The 19,637-nt window shown below is 45.2% G+C and carries 15 protein-coding genes and 1 pseudogene; 9 read left to right on the top strand and 7 right to left on the bottom strand.

The window, feature by feature from the left end; genetic code table 11:
* Nucleotides 1-329: GNAT family N-acetyltransferase (locus tag B9J87_RS11525; protein ID WP_141201575.1), on the bottom strand; the 329-nt coding region annotated here is incomplete at its 3' end.
* Between the two features lie 70 nt (nucleotides 330-399).
* Between B9J87_RS11525 and B9J87_RS11520 the strand changes: the two genes are divergently transcribed.
* The 4 genes from B9J87_RS11520 (at nucleotide 400) to B9J87_RS11505 (ending at nucleotide 4,576) form a co-directional block, all read left to right on the top strand.
* On the top strand, nucleotides 400-1,851 hold the full coding sequence (locus B9J87_RS11520) for a RimK family protein (protein WP_094150836.1): 1,452 nt from the start codon (nucleotides 400-402) through the stop codon (nucleotides 1,849-1,851).
* Between the two features lie 66 nt (nucleotides 1,852-1,917).
* Nucleotides 1,918-2,859 carry a zinc transporter ZntB gene (locus B9J87_RS11515; RefSeq protein WP_094150823.1) on the top strand — a complete coding sequence of 314 codons (942 nt, stop codon included), beginning with the start codon at nucleotides 1,918-1,920 and terminating at the stop codon, nucleotides 2,857-2,859.
* 10 nt (nucleotides 2,860-2,869) lie between these two features.
* Nucleotides 2,870-3,421: a gamma-glutamylcyclotransferase family protein gene (locus B9J87_RS11510; RefSeq protein WP_176428306.1), complete on the top strand. Its 552-nt coding sequence runs from the start codon at nucleotides 2,870-2,872 to the stop codon at nucleotides 3,419-3,421.
* Nucleotides 3,422-3,577: 156 nt separating this feature from the next.
* Nucleotides 3,578-4,576, top strand: coding sequence for a substrate-binding domain-containing protein (locus B9J87_RS11505; protein ID WP_026027964.1), 999 nt, complete (start codon nucleotides 3,578-3,580; stop codon nucleotides 4,574-4,576).
* Between the two features lie 69 nt (nucleotides 4,577-4,645).
* Here the strand turns inward: B9J87_RS11505 and galM are convergent, their stop codons facing one another.
* The 4 genes and pseudogenes from galM to galE all read right to left on the bottom strand — a co-directional run bounded on the left by galM (nucleotide 4,646) and on the right by galE (nucleotide 9,171).
* Complete coding sequence (galM, locus tag B9J87_RS17925) at nucleotides 4,646-5,680, bottom strand: galactose-1-epimerase (RefSeq protein WP_254918131.1); 1,035 nt, start codon at nucleotides 5,678-5,680, stop codon at nucleotides 4,646-4,648.
* Between the two features lie 30 nt (nucleotides 5,681-5,710).
* A pseudogene (gene galK / locus B9J87_RS17920) lies at nucleotides 5,711-6,862 on the bottom strand (galactokinase); the annotation flags it as partial.
* A gap of 188 nt (nucleotides 6,863-7,050) precedes the next feature.
* On the bottom strand, nucleotides 7,051-8,103 hold the full coding sequence (locus tag B9J87_RS11495; protein WP_094150821.1) for a UDP-glucose--hexose-1-phosphate uridylyltransferase: 1,053 nt from the start codon (nucleotides 8,101-8,103) through the stop codon (nucleotides 7,051-7,053).
* Nucleotides 8,104-8,157: 54 nt separating this feature from the next.
* A complete protein-coding gene (gene galE / locus B9J87_RS11490; protein ID WP_017046556.1) occupies nucleotides 8,158-9,171 on the bottom strand; it encodes a UDP-glucose 4-epimerase GalE in 1,014 nt (337 codons plus the stop codon).
* Nucleotides 9,172-9,463: 292 nt separating this feature from the next.
* On the opposite strand from galE, the gene B9J87_RS11485 reads away from it, so the two are divergent.
* The 5 genes from B9J87_RS11485 (at nucleotide 9,464) to B9J87_RS11465 (ending at nucleotide 15,642) form a co-directional block, all read left to right on the top strand.
* Complete coding sequence (locus tag B9J87_RS11485; RefSeq protein WP_094150819.1) at nucleotides 9,464-10,774, top strand: MATE family efflux transporter; 1,311 nt, start codon at nucleotides 9,464-9,466, stop codon at nucleotides 10,772-10,774.
* Between the two features lie 114 nt (nucleotides 10,775-10,888).
* Nucleotides 10,889-12,037, top strand: coding sequence for a chromate efflux transporter (gene chrA / locus B9J87_RS11480; RefSeq protein ID WP_094150817.1), 1,149 nt, complete (start codon nucleotides 10,889-10,891; stop codon nucleotides 12,035-12,037).
* A 224-nt stretch (nucleotides 12,038-12,261) separates the two neighbouring features.
* Nucleotides 12,262-13,410 (top strand): HD domain-containing phosphohydrolase, encoded by a 1,149-nt coding sequence (locus B9J87_RS11475; RefSeq protein ID WP_094150815.1) that lies wholly within the window; start codon nucleotides 12,262-12,264, stop codon nucleotides 13,408-13,410.
* Nucleotides 13,411-13,586: 176 nt separating this feature from the next.
* Nucleotides 13,587-15,275: an AMP-binding protein gene (locus B9J87_RS11470; RefSeq protein WP_094150813.1), complete on the top strand. Its 1,689-nt coding sequence runs from the start codon at nucleotides 13,587-13,589 to the stop codon at nucleotides 15,273-15,275.
* Nucleotides 15,276-15,429: 154 nt separating this feature from the next.
* Nucleotides 15,430-15,642 carry a VF530 family DNA-binding protein gene (locus B9J87_RS11465; RefSeq protein WP_013856133.1) on the top strand — a complete coding sequence of 71 codons (213 nt, stop codon included), beginning with the start codon at nucleotides 15,430-15,432 and terminating at the stop codon, nucleotides 15,640-15,642.
* Between the two features lie 168 nt (nucleotides 15,643-15,810).
* On the opposite strand, the gene fusA is transcribed toward B9J87_RS11465, so the two are convergent.
* Together fusA and radA are read right to left on the bottom strand one after the other, a co-directional pair.
* On the bottom strand, nucleotides 15,811-17,904 hold the full coding sequence (gene fusA / locus B9J87_RS11460) for an elongation factor G (protein ID WP_017043055.1): 2,094 nt from the start codon (nucleotides 17,902-17,904) through the stop codon (nucleotides 15,811-15,813).
* A gap of 162 nt (nucleotides 17,905-18,066) precedes the next feature.
* Nucleotides 18,067-19,446, bottom strand: a complete 1,380-nt coding sequence (gene radA / locus B9J87_RS11455) for a DNA repair protein RadA (protein ID WP_013856131.1) — start codon at nucleotides 19,444-19,446, stop codon at nucleotides 18,067-18,069.
* Nucleotides 19,447-19,637: the final 191 nt, after the last annotated feature.

Here is a 19,637-nt window from a genome sequence, read left to right as displayed (position 1 = left end):
TCTTCACGCACTTCTAATCGTAATGTAGTGGCACCTTGATCAAGAGCAGCACGCTCGCATTGCTCGACCAAATTTTGAGCAATCCTCCGGCCTCTGAAATCAGGTTTTACGGCAATCGAATACAACCTTGATAGCTGTGTACCTTGATGAAATAGTAGCAATGCATATCCAGCCAGCTCTGTGCCGGCATCGGCCACAAACAACACCGCTTGGTTGGAATGTAAAAAACGCTTCATTTGACGTGGAGAGATTTTATCTCCGTCAAACAGCTGTTGTTCTAACGCATTAAGAGCAGTGAGATCAGCACTTTTCGCAAGACGAAAGTCCATACGACGTCCTTAAGTGGTTGGCAAGATTGCGGCTCAATATTATTCCTATTGATTAAGGAAAAGAATAGCAATGGCAAACCTTTTGATCGTGACCGACCAGTCCAGTGACTGGCAACAATATTTCCCCTCAGAGCAAGTGGTAAGTGTAGACCAATACCTCAACAGTAATGGCACCCATACTCATCGCAGCCTGCAAGTGGTCAACCTGTGTCGCGATTATGGCTACATGAGCAGCGGCTATTACTGCTCGCTGATGGCAGAGGCACGCGGCCACCGCGTTATCCCTCGAGTGATGGCAATCAACGACATCAATCAACCCTTTTTACTCTCTTCTGGCTTATTGAAACTCAATAAACTGTGCGCCCAAACCGATTTTCTACAGTGCAAAATTTATTTTGGCCGCACCGCAGAAAAAGGCTTGGATAAACTGGCTCGCCGCCTGTTTGAACAGTTTATGGTGCCCGTTATTGAGTTGGAAATGAACCGCGTTCAAGGGCAGTGGCAAATCAGCAAAATTGGCCCTTTCCCATTCCAAGATTTGAACGACCAAGAGCAAGATTTCTTCGTCGAATCATTAGAGCTGTTTTCAACCAAAGTTTGGCGTAAACCGAAGCAAGAGAAAAAGTACCGTTACGATATTGCAATGCTGGTGGACGAAGAAGAGAAAATGCCACCTTCTGATCCCTCAGCATTAAAACGTTTTCGCCGCGCCGCAAACCGTTTAGGAGTCAACCTAGAAACCATTTCACCGGATGACTTATCGCGTTTGGGTGAATTTGATGGCTTGTTTATTCGCGCCACCACGAACATCAGTAACTACACTTACCGCTTTGCAAAAACGGCCGAGAAAATGGGCTTGGTGGTGATGGACGATTCTGAATCGATCATGAAATGCACCAATAAAGTGTTCTTAACTGAGTTATTGCAACGCAATAAAGTGCCTGCGCCAAAAGGCGTGATTTTGCAAAGTTTTGATGAGCAATGGAAAAGCAATGTCATGCAGGAGTTGAGCTTTCCCATGGTATTAAAAATTCCAGATGGCGCATTTTCACGTGGCGTGGTCAAAGTACGCGACGAGCAAGAGCTGGAACGTGAAGCCGGCGCACTGTTTGAAAAAAGTGCTCTGATTTTGGCACAAGCCTTCATGCCAACTGACTTTGACTGGCGCATCGGTGTAATGAACCGCCAAGCCATCTTCGCCTGCAAATACATGATGAGCCGCGGCCACTGGCAAATTTATCAACACCACAACAGTGGCCGAGTCTCTTCTGGCGGATTTGAAACCTTGGATTTAAAACAAGTACCTAAAAACGTGGTTGATGTTGCCTTAAAAGCGTCAAACCTTATCGGCAGTGGCCTGTACGGCGTTGACTTGAAAGAGATTGATGGCCAAGTTTATGTAATTGAAGTGAATGATAACCCTAGTATTGATCACCAAGTTGAGGATGCGTTTTTAGGCGATCTTCTTTACGATAGGATCATGACTGAGTTTCTGCGCCGTATTCAAATGCGCGGCTTCTGATCTCAATTGGTATAATCTACTGCTCCTCAATGCAGAGTCATTGAGGAGCAAGTGATAAGGATATTCATGGAATTTGTGATCGACCAGTGGCATTTTTCTGCATCCGCTCCGCAGCAAAAACTCAATAGTGCTTCACTGATTGAAGCTGGGAATTGGTATCACTGCCAACGCGATATTCCCGGTTTAAAAGAGTGGTTGCTGCAGTATCAGATCCCCACTTCAATTGTCGACAGCCTCTTAGCAGAGGACACTCGCCCACTGTTTGAGCAATACGATGATGAGAACTTTTTACTGATTTTGCGTGGCGTCAACATGAACGACAACGCCAACCCAGAAGATATGTTGAGCGTGCGCATTCTCTATTTCAATGGCGCGCTGTTTTCAACCAGAAAAATCCCGTCAAAAGCCGTCAATGTAATCCGTGACCTACTGCAGGCCGGGCAAGGCCCGCAAACCCTTTCAGATGTACTCGTGCAGATCATTGATGGTTTAAACAAAAACATCGATAACTACTTAAACAGCATTGAAGCGAAAATCACCCAATACGATAACGAAATTGAACTCAGTGACGAGCTGATGCAGACGCATAAAGCGCTGCTCAAAATCAAACGTTTTATCAAACCTCAGCAATACGCCATCGATGATTTCAGTGATTCCAAAGTCTCGCTGGCAAATGATAAAAACTTGCGTCTGCGCCACAGCGTTAACACCATCACGCGCATTAATGAAACCCTCGATTTTTATCTTGGAGAGCTCGAACTGATCAAAGGGGAATTACGTCAATATCATGCAGAGAAGATGAACCAAAACACCTATTTATTCTCGGTGATTGCGGCGATCTTTCTACCCACAAGCTTTTTAACTGGCTTACTTGGGGTTAATGTCGGCGGTATTCCCGGCACTGAATCCCCCGTTGCTTTTGCTCTCTTTTGCATCGCACTGGTTGGTATTTTTGGTTTAGAGTTTTGGATTTTGCATCGGTTACGTTTTTTCAATAAGGAGTCGTAATTCACTGATGATGTATATTTTTGGTTATGGCAGCTTGATCAACTCAGCTTCTCGCCAGTTAACAGGGCAAACAGGAAGAGCGATTCCCGTGGTCGCGCATGGTTTAGTTCGTTACTGGGGAAAAATTGATGAGAGCTACATATTGTCACCTTTGGTGGTGAATGAAGGACAAGGGCAAGTCAACGGTGTACTACTGGAGATCGATGAAACCGCTTTGGCAGAATTTGACCGTCGAGAACGTGGTTATGAGCGAGTCCCCCTCAACACCAATCAAATCGAGAGTGATGACGCTTTTAACCTCCAATGGCCGATTTGGGTTTATGTCAAAGAGGCACCAGAGCCTCCCTGCGAGCGAAGCCCTATCGTACAAACCTATGTCGATACCGTGCTGGCTGGTTGTTTAGAGTTTTCAGAAACCTTTGCGCGCCATTTTGTTGAGCACACGGTTGGCTGGCAACATCCGCTGATTAACGATCGCCTCGCGCCGAAATACGGTAATTTAGCAGGGGTAGAACCCTGTCATCATGCGATCATTGATGAGCTGATTGCTACGGTCCGTTAGCGCCTTAGCTTTTATTCCAATTTTAAACGTTTACATTAATTAGAAGCCTTGATTTACCTGTATAGAAAGTCGTAATTATCACATTGATTGCATTGTTCGTTTGCCTTATTTACACCACCATTGTTAAATACAGCGAGCAATAGCAAGAGGTGTAATATGGCTACCATAAAAGATGTAGCTCGCGAAGCCGGTGTGTCAGTGGCAACGGTTTCACGAGTCATCAATAAATCCCCTAAAGCGAGTAAAACATCGATTGAAGCGGTCACCGCCGCAATGAGTTTACTTGGCTATCGGCCTAACGCCGCCGCACGAGCTTTAGTCAGCCAAAGTACCGACACCATAGGCGTGCTAGTCAGTGACGTTTCCGATCCTTTTTTTGGCATGCTCGTGAAAGCGGTCGATAATGTGGCTCATGACAATGGCAAGCATCTGTTGATTGGCAATGGTTATCACCGTGCTGAAGAAGAGCGCCAAGCGATTGAACTGTTGATCAACAGCCGTTGTGACGCTTTGGTGATTCACTCGAAAGGTTTATCGGATCAAGAATTGATCGACTACGCCGCCGAAGTGAAATCGATGGTATTGATCAACCGTCATATCCCGCAACTGGCTAACCGCTGCATCTCATTGGATAACTACAAAGGTGCTTATTTGGCGACTGAATTTTTGATCCGCCACGGTCATAAAAAAATTGCTTGTATTGGCTCTTCTCATTCGATTGAAGACGCTACAGATCGCGTAGCTGGTTATCAAGCCGCGTTGAAAGATCACGGTATTGAGATCGCTCCTAATTACATCGAGTTGGCCGAACCACACAGCGAAGGTGGCGAGCAAGCGATGACTCACTTGCTGATCCGTTCGATCGACATGACTGCCGTGGTCGCCTACAACGACAATATGGCAGCGGGCGCGTTAAATGTGCTTGAGGAGAATGGTGTAAAAAGCCCTGAGCAAATTTCAGTGATCGGCTTTGATGATGCGTTGATCGCACGCTACATTCGCCCAAGGCTGACCACCATCCGCTACCCAATCGAGATGATGGCTGAAAAAGCCGCTAAACTGGCACTCCAATTAGCCCGTGGCGAAACGATAGAAAAAGAACCGATGATTTTCTCACCGACTTTGGTGCGTCGAGATTCGGTAGAAAAAATCTGACGCACTCAGGTTACACTTTCACTCGCCACTTTGGGCATCAATACTCAACATCTAAGCGACGCACCCACCTTAAACGTCAAATTGGTAAATTGTGGTATGAGTATATTCTTGCCCTGGCAGAGTAATACAGCTGGGTTGCTGCCATTCGGCATGATTGGGAGCATCCGGCAAGTATTGAGTTTCTAATGCGACCCCTGCATAGCCTTGATAAACCCCACCGCGCCGATTGGGCGTCCCCGATAACCAGTTTCCACTATAAAGTTGTATGGCAGGCTTAGTCGTAAATACGCTCATGGTTACCTTTGCATCTGGTGACTTCAGTTGCGCAGCGCACACGGTTAAATCAGCTTTATCAGGCAATAAATAACTGTGGTCATACCCTTTGCTTGCTTGTTGCTGCTCATCTTTGAGTAAGTCACGACCTATTGATTTTGCAACGCGAAAATCAAAGCCCGTGTCGATGACAGATTTTGGCCCTGACAATGGGATTCCATGTGGATCTGTGGGTAAAAATTGATCGGCTTTTATAGAAAGTGAATGATCTAAAATCGTATGATCACTCTCTGCGCCTAGCAAATTAAAATAGGCGTGGTTGGTTAAATTAAGCGGCGTTGGTTTATCTGTGGTCGCTAAATAGCGGAGGATCAATTGATTCTGATCGTTCAGTTCATAGCTCACGGCAATGTCAACATTACCGGGAAAACCTTGGTCACCATCCGATGAATGGATTGAAAACGTCACTTGTTGAGCACTTTTGTGAGCAATAGTCCAACGACGCTGATCTAACCCTTCAAGACCACCATGCAAACTATTTCCAGCTTGGTTGGTCGTCACTTGATAGCGTTGATCATTTAATTCAAATTGGCCTTTAGCGATCCGGTTGGCATAACGTCCCACAGTGACGCCCATATAGCTTTGTTGTTTCTGGAAGTCGCTCATGGTGGAAACACCCAGCAGAACTTCTCTGCGTTCCCCATCCTTAAGCGCCAACTCACAACTGAGCCATGTTGCACCAATATCCATTAATACTACGCGGCTACCAATGCGGTTAGTCAAACTGACAAGTTGTGCCGGGCGGCCATCATAAGCTACTTGCTGAGTCATAGTGTGAACAAGTGAAGATGTGCAGCAAGCCTCCACTAGACCAGCGCCCTCTTTTGCTTGGCAGACGTAAATCGACGCTTTGAGGCCAGTCGCCACTTCATATTTCTCATCGACAGCCGCTTTCACTGCATCAACCAATGTCGGTGGGACAAGTGCCACAATACAGCCACCAAAGCCGCCCCCAGTCATACGCACACCGCCTTGGTCACCAATCACCTCTTTGATGATATCAACCAAGGTATCAATCTCTTTGACCGTAATTTCAAAATCATCACGCATCGATGCGTGTGATTGAGCCATCAGCTCGCCCATGCGCTTCATGTCGTGGGCTCGCAGCGCTTGGGCCGCTTCAACAGTACGGTCATTTTCAGTAATGATGTGACGAGCACGTTTAGCCACCAACTCATCAAGCTCAGAAACTTTTTGGTTAAACTGTTCAATGCTTACATCACGCAGCGCTTTGACGCCAAAAATACGCGCAGCCTCTTCACACTGCTGACGGCGAGTATTGTATTCGCTATCTACCAAGCCGCGTTTTTTATTGGAGTTGACGATCACGACAGCCATCTCTTCAGGCATTGAAACCGCTTGTGTTTCTAAGCTACGGCAATCTAAAAGTAGCGCGTGGTTTTCACGACCTTGCGCCGAAATCATTTGATCCATAATGCCGCAATTACAGCCGACAAATTCGTTCTCGGCCTGTTGGCCATTTAGTGCAATTTCCGCTTGAGAAATATCCAGTTGATAAAGTTCTTTAAAAGTTTGACCGATCACGACCTCAAGCGCAGCCGAAGAGCTAAGCCCCGCTCCCTGTGGAACATTACCGCTGACAGTAATATCCGCCCCGGTAAACGAGTACCCACGCGCAAGCAAACATTTCACCACGCCGCGAATGTAGTTCGCCCACATTTTGTCTTGTTGGAAAGTAATCTCTTGGGTGAGGTCAAACTCATCAAGTGCATTGCCATAATCAACAGACACGATGCGTACTAAATTATCTTCACGCTTGGCAGCCGCTACCACGGTTTGGTAGTTAATTGCGCAGGGGAGCACAAAACCGTCGTTATAGTCGGTGTGCTCACCAATCAAATTTACACGGCCTGGCGCTTGGATGATATGACTAGGCGCGTAGCCCAACACTTGCTCAAAAGACGCTTTCACATTTTGGATTAAATCAAACATTTGCATTCCTAAACTCATAAACTGGTTTTCATTTCTCATTAACCACTTAGCGCTATGAAAAAACTTTGTTAAGCCCAAGTCGTTGGAGGCGCAGCGAGGTGATAAGTAAATTCAGCCAATGAACATAGATTACCTATGTTCTTAGGGTGCGTTTACGCAGCAACAAGGCTACAACTTCACAGATGACGTTACTGCTCTTTGTAGTGAACATCACTTAGCTCGCGCAGACGCTGCGCCGCTTGTTCTGCGGTTAAATCTCGTTGGCTTTCAGCCAACATTTCATAACCCACCATAAACTTACGAATCGAGGCACTGCGCAGCAGTGGTGGGTAGAACAGTGCATGCAGTTGCCAATGGTCAATGTTCGTACCCTCTTCAAAGAAAGGCGCGTAATGCCAGCCCATAGAATAAGGGAAAGAACATTGGAACAGGTTGTCGTAACGGCTGGTCAGTTTTTTAATCGCAACGGCGAGATCGTCACGTTGCGCATCACTCAACTCACTCATGCGACGGATATGCGTTTTTGGCAGCAACATGGTTTCAAATGGCCATGCAGCCCAGTAAGGCACAACAGCCACCCAATGCTCTGTTTCCAGCACAATGCGTGAGCCATCTTTCAGCTCAGCTTGCACATAATCCACCAGCAGGTTACTACCCTGTTGTTGGTAATACGATTTTAGGTTGTGCTCCTTGCGTTCAATTTCATTGGGTAAGAAGCTATTAGCCCAGATTTGGCCGTGTGGGTGAGGCTGGGAACAACCCATGGTTTCACCTTTGTTCTCAAATGCTTGCACCCAAACGTACTCTTTACCTAACTCTTCGATTTGATCGTTCCACGTATCAATCACGCTGCGAATGTTGCCCACGGGTAACTCTGGCAGAGTTTTGCTGTGATCTGGAGAGAAACAAATCACTCGGCTCAAACCACGCACACCTTGAGTTTTGAATAGAGGGCTATCGGACTCCGGTGCATCTGGTGAATCCACCATCAGTGCTGCGAAGTCGTTGTTGAATACGTACGTACCTTGGTAGTCTGGGTTGACATCACCAGAGATACGCTCGTTTGTCGGACAAAGAAAACACTTCTGATCATAACTTGGCAGTTCATCTACCGCTGGCTTTTCATCAGCCCCGCTCCAAGGGCGTTTGGCGCGATGTGGTGAGACTAAAATCCACTGCCCCGTGAGTGGGTTGTAGCGACGATGTGGATGATCCACTGGGTTAAATTTAACATTCGACATATTGCTTACTCAATTATGCTATTTGATAGTCCGGCGCGTCACGCCGGATAAAAACTAGTACCCTTGCGGGTTATTGGATTGCCAATGCCATGTATCAGCAGCCATTTCATTGATACTGCGCGTCGCCTTCCAAGCCAGATCTCGCTCCGCTTTTGTGGTACTAGCCCAACACTCGGCAATATCACCCGGGCGGCGTGGGCAAATCTCATAAGCAATAGGAACACCACTTGCTTGAGCAAAGGCGGAAACTATCTCTAACACACTCGATCCGTTACCCGATCCAAGGTTGTAAATATGCCTTCCCGCTTTCATCGCAACCGTATTTAAAGCGGCCAAATGGCCATCGGCTAGATCCATCACATGAATGTAATCACGCACACCCGTACCATCCGGTGTGGGGTAGTCGCTACCAAATATGGATAACTTCTCGCGGCGACCTACCGCAACTTGGGCAATAAACGGCATCAGATTATTCGGCACACCTTGCGGGTCTTCGCCCATAGTGCCCGAAGGGTGAGCCCCCACAGGGTTGAAGTAACGCAGTAAGGTCACACTCCAATCTGGCTCAGCAACCACTAAATCCGACAGGCACTGCTCAACCATATATTTGCTACGACCGTAAGGATTGGTGGTTGATCCGGTTGGAGAATCTTCAGTTATCGGCACGATTTCAGGATCGCCATACACTGTCGCCGATGAACTGAATACAATACTTTTCACTCCAGCTTTACGCATACTGCGCGCTAGCACCAACGAACCATTGACGTTATTGTCATAATATTCGAGCGGTTTTATCACGGATTCACCGACGGCTTTTAAACCTGCGAAATGAATCACAGCATCAATATTATGTTCAGCAAATACCTTATCGAGAAAGGCCTCATCACGGATATCACCATGATAAAACACGGGCGTTTTATCTGTCAGTGCATGGATACGGCTTAATACTTCAATCTTCGCGTTAGATAAGTTGTCAACGATAATGGGGTCGATACCCGCTTGTATCATTTGTACACAGGTATGACTTCCGATATAGCCCATGCCGCCCGTCACTAATACTTTCACCATACTCTCCTATTGGGATACCGATAGAGGTTGATTCTCGCTTTTGAAAAAGTCTAACAGCCTTACTCGCTTTCAATCTGTGATCAAAACACCACAATGTAAACGTTTCCACAAAAACTCTAAAACAATTCCCTTCACTTAACTGATTTTATTTAAATTACGTATACAATACGCACAGGTAGGCTCTAGTGAGATATTTTGCAGCCCACCACCTTGCACCATCATCTTCTCTAGTTCGACTTACCTTGCTGAGTTTTAGCCCATGACCCAAAGCCGTGTAGAACTGAATAACCGAATGAATATCGTCACTTTGACTTGGCCGATCTTTATTGAGATTTTATTACGGACGGCGATTAACACCAGTGATGTATTTATGCTGAGTAGTTATTCAGACAAAGCTGTATCAGCGGTTGGGGTTATCACTCAAATCAATTTTTTCTTGCTGATTGTCTCAATGATGGTCAGCAGTGGTACAGGGATCCTAATTGGGCAATACAATGGCTCTGGCCGCCAAAGTGAATCGGCACATGTTGGGGTGGCCAGTTTACTGCTTGGATTAATCATTGGCTCATCGCTCAGTTTAGCCGCTTATTTGAGCGCTAATTCAGTCATGAATGCCTACGGCTTAGAAGCGCAGGTCGCACAATATGGCTATGAATATCTGGTTATCAGTGGCAGCTTTACAGTAAACGTTACCATCGGCATTGTACTGGCGACGATTTTGCGCAGTAACGGCTACTCCAAAGCGCCGATGTTCATTAATTTATTTGCCGGATTATTGAATATCATCGGTAACTATATTGCTATTTTTCAACCCTTTGGACTGCCCGTCTACGGTGTACAAGGGGTTGCGATATCAACAGTGTTCAGCCAAATTGTCAGCACTATTTTGCTGTACTACACCGTTAAGTACTACCACATATCACTACCGGTGAAAGAGTGGAAAATCATCCCGAAGCCGCTATACCAGAAGATCATCAAGATCGGCATGATGAATGCGGGAGAGATTCTTTCCTATAACATGATGCAACTGACGGTGATTTTTTTCGTTGTAAAAATGGGCACGGCTTCACTGGCCGCGTTTACTTATGCGCAAAATATTGCCCGTCTCGCCTTTGCATTCTCAGTGGCTCTTGGGCAAGCCGGGCAAATTCAAACTAGCTACTACATTGGTAAAGGTTGGGTGGATGAGATTCTGACTAAAGTACAACAATATTTTGTGGTTGGCTTTCTCGTCTCCAGCACATTGACGATCTCAATTTATCTACTGCGCGCTGACATCACCGCCCTCTTCACTTCTGATCCTGAGATAACGGCCTTGGTCGCAGGGTTAATTGCTGGCTCCATTGCAATGGAAGCTGGGCGCACGTTTAACCTAATTTTTATTGCCGCACTCAAAGGCGCAGGAGACATTCGCTTTCCAGTGCAGATGGGCATATTAAGCATGTGGACTTTTGGCGCAGGTTTAACTTACTTATTTGGCCTACATTGGGGATGGGGAGTTATGGGTGCATGGGTGGCCATTTCGGTGGATGAATGGTTTAGAGGCATCATCATGTTTAGGCGTTGGCGATCTAAGGCTTGGACTAAGTTTAAACTCAGTTAACCCATGCCAGTCTGTTTATCGTTTTTCTGCGGTTTACAAATGGTTAAGGATTAAATTTGAATCTGCTCAAACATCCTTTTAAAGTAGCGAAACAACGTCTCTTTAAGAGTGCTTATGCACATGTTTACTATTTTCAAAACTTTTTTTCTGCTTGGGTGGATAAGCTTTGGTGGGCCAGCCGCTCACATTGGTTATTTCCGCAATACATTCGTTGAAAAATTAAAATGGATTGAAGATAAAGAATACGCACAGATCGTTGCCTTAAGTCAGTTTTTGCCAGGGCCAGGTTCAAGCCAAGTTGGGTTTGCACTAGGGTACCATCGTGGTGGCTTACTGGGTGGATGCGCCGCTTTTGCTGGTTTTACACTCCCTTCGGTTTTGATCATGGTTGCCCTTGCCATCGCCAGCAGCCAATTACTACAAACCCCCTTATTTCAAAACGTGATTCACGGCTTAAAACTGCTAGCCGTTGTGGTTGTCGCGGATGCCACATGGGGAATGTATAAAAACTTCTGTAAGAATCGCTTAACCGTTGGGTTGTGTGTGGCCACCGCTGTGATGCTGATTGTTGCACCCAGTATTGGAACGCAAATCGGAGTTCTCATTGCGGCAGCGCTGATCGGAGTGAAATGGCTCCCTAGTCAAGATTTAGCCACTGAACGTTCATTTGTCCCCGCTTTCGTCCCTTTCACTCTCTTTATTGGCTTACTGGTCGGTTTACCTTTTGCCGCCCACTTAATGCCTGAAATCGCTCTATTTAACCACTTTTATCAAGCAGGTAGCTTAGTGTTTGGCGGTGGGCATGTCGTACTTCCATTACTGCAAAATTTGGTTGGCGACGCGCTTGAGCCGGATCTGTTTTTAACAGGATATGCCGCAGCACAAGCGGTTCCTGGTCCAATGTTTACCTTCGCCACTTACATTGGCTACGCTCTACTACCACAAGCGCCAATCTTAGGCGCAACGCTGGCGACCATTGCCGTCTTTTTGCCGGGTTTTTTGTTACTGCTCGGCGTGCTTAAAAATTGGCAAGCCTTAGCAAACTATCGATCAGTATCAGGAGCAATCAACGGTGTTAACGCCGCCGTCGTTGGTTTGCTGCTCTCAGCCTTATATCACCCTGTATTTACAAGCTCGGTCAGCAATCATCTAGATATGGCGATCGTTCTGACCGGTTTTTACCTACTAAAACAGCTCAAACTGCCTATTGTCTGGCTGGTTATATTCTTTATGCTCAGTGGTATTGCACTTGGATTAAACTGAAATTGGCCATACGCCTTGTGACTAAACATGGCGTCAAATAGCCGTATTTATCTAGTGACCCTGCGTCATCCAACGGCTTTCCAGTACCACCTCATATTGCTTGGTTATATAACCCATTTTTTATTTAAATTTCACGCACGCATCGCTTATCTGTTCTAAACTTATCAATTAGAAGAGCTTCTCCATTTCAACCTTGGAGACCCTGTAGCGCAGAGGAACACGCGATGGATACGCATAGCAAAGGTTGCGAGCACGCCTATTTTCCACATGTTGGTCCACTCAATAAGCAACTGGCTAACATACACCAACGAATGCAAGTCAAAGTCCCAGAGATTGACCGTATCTCTTTTGCGCTATACGACCATCATCATGATAATTTGAAAACCTACGCCGACAGCACCTTTCACGGGGGCGAGCTTATACATTACGAGTTTCCACTTGCTGAGCTTCCAGTCCTTAAGCAATGCGCACAAAACGGCCAGAGTCGTAGCGTTGAAAATATCCCAATCCAATTGAAGCCAGACTATCCTCATACTCGCTGGCTAATTGAGCAAGGTTATTGTTCATCACTGGCGATTCCGACTTACCACCAGCAAGTATTTATTGGCTTTATTTTCCTCAACTCGTGTCAAAGCCATTTGTTTACCGAACAGGTAAAGCAGAATGTAGAACCTTTTATTGAGATGATTCGCTTTGCAGTTTGCTCTGAATACGATTTAGTCCACACTATTTTAGAGACTGTAAATTTGACTCAAGCGCGCTCCCCAGAGCATCAACTGGAATCGAAAGAGCATAAAGAACGTATTAGCTGTTATGCCAAAGTCATCGCTACTGAGGTTGCTGACATTTATCAACTGGATGATGAAACCATTGATAACATTATCCAGTTTTCGCGCTATCACGACATAGGCAAACTTGCCCTACCGACAAGCTTATTACTTAACCCGAATACATTAGATAAACCAGAGCGTGCTCAACTGTATAGCCACATAGAAAAAGGGATTGAAATCATTAATCAAATTATTGATGACATAGGTACACCTGATCACCCTTGCATATCCATATTAAAAGAGATCGTCGCTTATCATCATGAGTTTTTGGATGGCAGTGGCTACCCTTACGGCCTAATGCAAGACAATATCCCGATATCGGCACGCATTATTGCTGTTGCCAACGTCTTTGATGCCTTAACAAGCCATCGTCCATACAAACAAGCTTGGTCTGTTCCTTTTGCCCTTCTCGAACTGGAAAAAATGGTCGTGAGCGGCAAGCTTGATAAACACTGTGTCAATGCCCTTCGCTATCATCAAGAGTACTTAAAACAAGTGATTGATACCCACCCAGAAATTGACCCGAAGGATAGATTCAACTGAACAGAAATAAACGTCACTCTGAGTTAATAGTGTCAAAATAAGAAAGTGAATCCAGCGCGCAACTTTAACGTTTAGTAACTACAATCTTCTTTTACCTAACCATTCCACCACGCTAGAGTTAACAAAACATTAACATAAAAACAATAATATTTTTGCCAATAACATGGAGTTAGAGAATGATCCAGCCTAACGAGTTAAGCAAAGCAACTTGTGCTCTCCCACCACCGAATGAAATGATCTTGAAATGGGCAGCGGAACGCCCCAACCAAGTTTATTTAAGACAAATTATTAACCGAAAATTTGTTGAATACACCTATGCTGAAGTGGCCGACAAAGCACTCAGGCTCGCCTCGGCGCTACAAGCGCTAGGGGCAAAACCCCAAGATAAAATTGCACTCATTTCCAAAAACTGCGCTGAATGGTTTGTGTGTGATCTCGCAATGATGCTCGGCGACTTTGTCAGTGTTCCCATTTTTCCAACGGCTGGCGCCGACACCATCGAATACTGTCTCACCCATAGCGAAACAAAAATAGTCATTGTGGGTAAACTCGATAACGGCCAAGCCACCCAACAAGTATTGAACCATTTGCCAGATATCATCAGTATTGCACTACCCTATGATTCAGCTCCCACTTGCGATCACCTGTTTACAAAATTGATTGAGCACTATCCGCCAAGCACAGAACGCCCTGTACATTATGACAACAAGTTGATGTCTTTAGTCTATACATCGGGCACGTCGGGCTTGCCGAAAGGGGCTATGCTGACCTACGGTGCATTTAGCTGGTCAGCTCAACAGCTTATAAACCACATTGGCATTCAAGAAAACGACCGTTTATTTTCCTACCTCCCTTTAGCTCATATTACTGAACGTGTTTATATTTTTGGCTCTTCCATCATGGGTGGGGTACAAACGGCTTTCCCTGAATCATTAGACACCTTTATTGACGATGTCAAAATGCAGCGCCCGACGCTCTTTATCTCAGTACCAAGGTTATGGACTCTATTTCAGCAACGCATTCAAGACAAATTACCGCAGAAAAAGCTCAATTTTCTGCTAAAGATCCCTTTTGTAAGCACGCTGATTAAGAAGAAACTTGCTGACGGCTTAGGGCTTGATCAAGCACGTGTGCTTGGTTGTGGCTCGGCTCCCGTATCACCGGCGTTATTAGAGTGGTATCACCAAATTGGGCTGAACATTACCGAAGCTTGGGGCATGACAGAATCTTTTGCTTATAGCACCCTGAACTACCCGTTTAGAGCCGACAAATTGGGGTCGGTTGGACGAGCTGGCCTAGGAATCGAACTTAAAATCGCTAATAATGATCATGAGATTATGGTGCGTGGCCAAGGACTATTTTCTGGCTATTATAAAAATGACATTGCAACTCAAGAGTCATTTGATAAAGAAGGATGGCTACATACTGGCGATATCGGTTTTATTGATGCTGAAGGTTATCTCACCATTCAAGGGCGCAAAAAGGATACCTTTAAAACAGCCAAAGGCAAGTTTGTGGCTCCCGTACCTATCGAAAATAAACTGTTCGAATACACTCGAGTCGAGATGATGTGTCTGATTGGCTTAGGGCTTCCCGCCCCTATTTTGCTAGTTGTTCCACATAATTTCCCTCATTTTGATCGCGTTCGTTATGAGCGTACTACTCAAAAAGTCATTAAGCGGATGAATGAGGAATTGGAATCGCATGAGCAAATCAAAGGCGTGCTAATGATAAAGGAGCCATGGTCAATCGAAAATGGTGTCCTCACTCCTACCTTAAAAATCAAGCGGCATGTATTAGAACAGAAATATCATGAAATGGGGCACAATTGGCCAAAAGGACAACTGGTTGTTTGGGAAGAGTAATCCATTCTAATGGAGCAGGTTGGACTTAGCCTCTAACCTGCCAATACACCAAGTTTTCACACTAACAACCTCCTATATTGCCTAATATTTTGTCCTAATTTAACTCCTGTGCCTGCTATACTTAGCTTAAATAACGCTATTGAATAATTGAATCATGACACAAGATAATAACCCGCTGCATGGGGTCACTTTAGAAAAACTACTCACGGATCTCGTTGAATACTATGGCTGGGAAGAGCTCAGCTACATGGTCAATATTAACTGCTTTAAAAAGGATCCGAGTATTAAATCAAGCTTGAAGTTTTTACGTAAAACTGAATGGGCACGTATTAAAGTTGAAGAAATCTATATCAACCTTAAGGGCTAACTAAGTGATATGAATTACGTGGCACAAACTCCCTTCGCCCGGCAGTTTCCACTTTTATCGGTTCTGCTTTTATCGGTTTTTATGCCCTTTTCTATTTCGTTGTTACATAAAAAAGCCCCACCAGCTTTCACTGGTGGGGCTTTTTACGTTCAGCTTAGCTTTTAAGAATTACTTCTTATCTGCTTCTTTACGTGCTTTAACGTCAGCAATAACTTGCTCTGCAACGTTTGCAGGACATGCAGCGTAGTGTGAGAACTCCATAGAGAACTGACCACGACCAGATGTCATTGTACGTAGGTGACCGATATAACCAAACATTTCAGATAGAGGAACGTTCGCTTTAATACGTACACCTGTTACGCCAGCTTCTTGATCTTTAATCATGCCACGACGACGGTTAAGGTCACCGATAACATCACCAACGTGATCTTCTGGAGTAAACACGTCAACGTGCATAATTGGCTCTAGAAGTTGAGCGCCAGCTTTAGGCATAGATTGACGGAATGCACCTTTCGCTGCGATTTCAAATGCGATTGCAGATGAGTCAACTGCGTGGAAGCCACCGTCGAACAGTTCAACTTCAACGTCTAGTACAGGGAACCCAGCAAGAACACCTTGGTCCATCATAGACTTAAAGCCTTTCTCTACCGCAGGCCAGAATTCTTTAGGTACGTTACCACCAACAACTACTGATTTGAACGTGAAACCTGAATTTGGCTCACCTGGTTTGATACGGTAGTCGATCTTACCGAACTGACCAGAACCACCAGACTGTTTCTTGTGCGTATAGCTGTCTTCAATTGCTTTAGTGATAGTTTCACGGTAAGCAACTTGAGGAGCACCAACGATAAGATCAATGCCGTGTGTACGCTTAAGGATATCAACTTTGATATCTAGGTGAAGTTCACCCATACCTTTTAGGATGGTTTCGCCAGTTTCTTCATCAGACTCAACTTGGAATGATGGATCTTCTGAAACCATTTTACCTAGCGCAATACCTAGCTTCTCAGAACCGCCTTTGTCTTTAGGAGCAACAGCGATAGAGATTACAGGCGTTGGGAAAATCATTGGCTCAAGAGTACATTCGTGTTTAGGATCACATAGAGTGTGACCAGTTTTCACGTTTTTCATACCAACGATAGCGATGATATCACCCGCTTGAGCGGAATCAAGTTCGTTACGATCGTTCGCGTGCATCTCAACCATACGGCCAATACGCTCAGTCTTACCAGTAGCACTGTTAAGAATGGTGTCACCTTTCTTAAGTTTACCAGAATAAATACGGATAAACGTTAGGGCACCAAAACGGTCATCCATGATCTTGAATGCAAGTGCGCGGAATGGTTCGTCAACAGAAACTGTTGCAACTTTACCAGTAGGCTCACCTGTTTCAGGATCAGTCAGATCTTGAGGTACAACTTCAGCTGGAGCTGGAAGATAATCAACAACGGCATCTAGTAGAAGTTGCATGCCTTTGTTTTTGAATGCTGAACCACAGAATGTAGGGAAGAACGCTAATTCACGAGTACCTTTACGGATACAAGCTTTTAGTTGCTCAATAGTTGGCTCTTCGCCTTCCATATAAGCCATCATTAGCTCGTCGTCTTGCTCTACTGCAGTTTCGATTAGCATTTCACGGTATTCTTCAACTTGCTCTACCATGTCTGCTGGAATTTCTTTGATTTCGTAGTTTTCTGGCTGACCTGAATCATCCCAAACGTAAGCTTGACGGTTTAATACGTCAACAACGCCAACGAATTCGTCTTCACGACCAATTGGAAGAGTCATAACAAGTGGGTTTGCGCCAAGAACTTTCTTCACTTGTCCTACAACGCGGAAGAAGTCTGCACCCATACGGTCTAGTTTGTTTACGAAGATCAGACGAGCTACTTCTGAATCGTTCGCGTAACGCCAGTTAGTTTCTGACTGAGGTTCAACACCGCCAGAACCACAGAATACACCAACACCGCCATCAAGAACTTTCAGAGAACGGTAAACTTCAACTGTGAAGTCAACGTGCCCAGGAGTATCGATAACGTTAAAACGGTGATCTTTCCAGAAACAAGTCGTCGCTGCTGATTGAATTGTGATACCGCGTTCAGCTTCTTGATCCATGAAATCCATGGTAGAAGCGCCATCGTGTACTTCACCTGTACGGTGGATTTTACCAGTAAGCTTAAGAATACGCTCAGTGGTAGTGGTTTTACCGGCATCAACGTGCGCGAAAATACCAATGTTTCTGTATTTTGATAAATCTGCCATTGTCTTACTCTGTTAATAAGGTATAAAGTGCGCGCAGAGTATATCACAATCTGTCAAGACTGATACCCTTGCATACGCTTGCTTGAAAAAAAATATAGTACGGTTACGAACTGTCGGTGAAATATAGGTCATAACCGTAAAAGAGGCGAGTTTAATTAAGATTTATAACTCATCAAATGCTTCAATTGCTTCAGATAATTTCTTCACACCGTGCAATTGCATGCCCGGTATTCCACCTTTAGGCATATTCGCCATCGGAATAATTGCTTTCTTAAAACCATGTTTAAATGCTTCATTTAATCGCTCTTGACCACTAGGTACTGGGCGAATTTCTCCGGCCAAACCGACTTCGCCAAACACGACAACATCTTTAGCAAGTGGTTTATCTCTGAAGCTTGAAAGCAGTGCCATGAGAAGTGCTAAGTCGGCGCTTGTTTCCGTCACTTTAACGCCACCAACCACATTAACAAACACATCTTGATCGGACATTTGTAAGCCACCGTGCTTGTGAAGCACAGCCAATAATAAAGATAAGCGATTTTGCTCAAGCCCAACGGCGACTCGCCTTGGGTTTGCTAATTGTGAATAGTCAACCAGTGCTTGGATCTCCACTAGCAGTGGACGCGTTCCTTCCCATACGACCATCACCGAACTGCCCGAAGTATCTTCTTCGCCTCGCGAAAGGAAAATGGCAGAAGGATTACTCACTTCACGCAAGCCCTGTCCCGTCATGGCAAAAACGCCGAGTTCATTGACCGCACCAAATCGGTTCTTGTGACTGCGCAATGTACGAAAACGACTATCAGTCCCTCCGTCGAGCAATACCGAGCAGTCAATAATATGCTCTAGCACTTTTGGACCAGCCAAAGAACCGTCTTTAGTAACGTGTCCGACTAAAAATACGGCAACGTTGTTTTGCTTAGCATAGCGTGTGAGCGTTGTCGCAGACTCGCGCACTTGTGCCACCGTACCGGGAGAGGATTGGACGTCAGCCACATGCATCACTTGAATTGAGTCTATGACCATGATGCGGGGCTGCTCTTTTTCAGCGATTTGGCAAATTCGATCTACATTGGTTTCCGACAGCATTTTAAGCTTATCTTTAGGTAAACCAAGACGAGAGGCTCGCATCGCGACTTGCTGAAGCGATTCTTCACCCGTGACATACAAAGCAGGCATTGACGCCGCGAGCTGACACATGGTTTGCAGCAATAAAGTCGATTTCCCAGCGCCAGGGTTACCACCGATTAAAATCGCCGCGCCGGGTACGACACCACCACCCAATACACGGTCCAACTCTTTAAAGCCGCTAGAAAACCGTGGGACTTCCTGCAGATTAATATCCGACAGTACTTGGACTTGTGATTCCGTTACCGCCCCAGCGTAACCACCTAGTCGCTCATTACGTGCAACCTGCGGCGATGCTGCCAAGCGTACTTCGGTGATAGTATTCCATGCACCACAAGCACTACATTGACCTTGCCAACGCGGAAAATCTGCGCCGCAATCATTACATACATAAGCGCGTTTTGCTTTTGCCATGCTTCCTCAACAATTCCTGTTTCTTGTTGGTAACCTATACTTTTCAAGCTTAAAGATTAAACTGTTAAGTAATCATGAAGTGATATAGGTTGATTTACGTTTAAATAAAGGTTGAACCTTCGCAACAGATAACTAAAGATTATGATAACGATGCCGATTAATCTTTGAGACGGACACTCTAACAGAAAAGT

Source organism: Vibrio sp. V19_P1S1T109, from assembly GCF_002241375.1.
Lineage (GTDB): Bacteria > Pseudomonadota > Gammaproteobacteria > Enterobacterales > Vibrionaceae > Vibrio > Vibrio anguillarum.
Note: the sequence above shows the minus strand (reverse complement) of the source record. Positions and strands in the feature narration are given on the sequence as shown.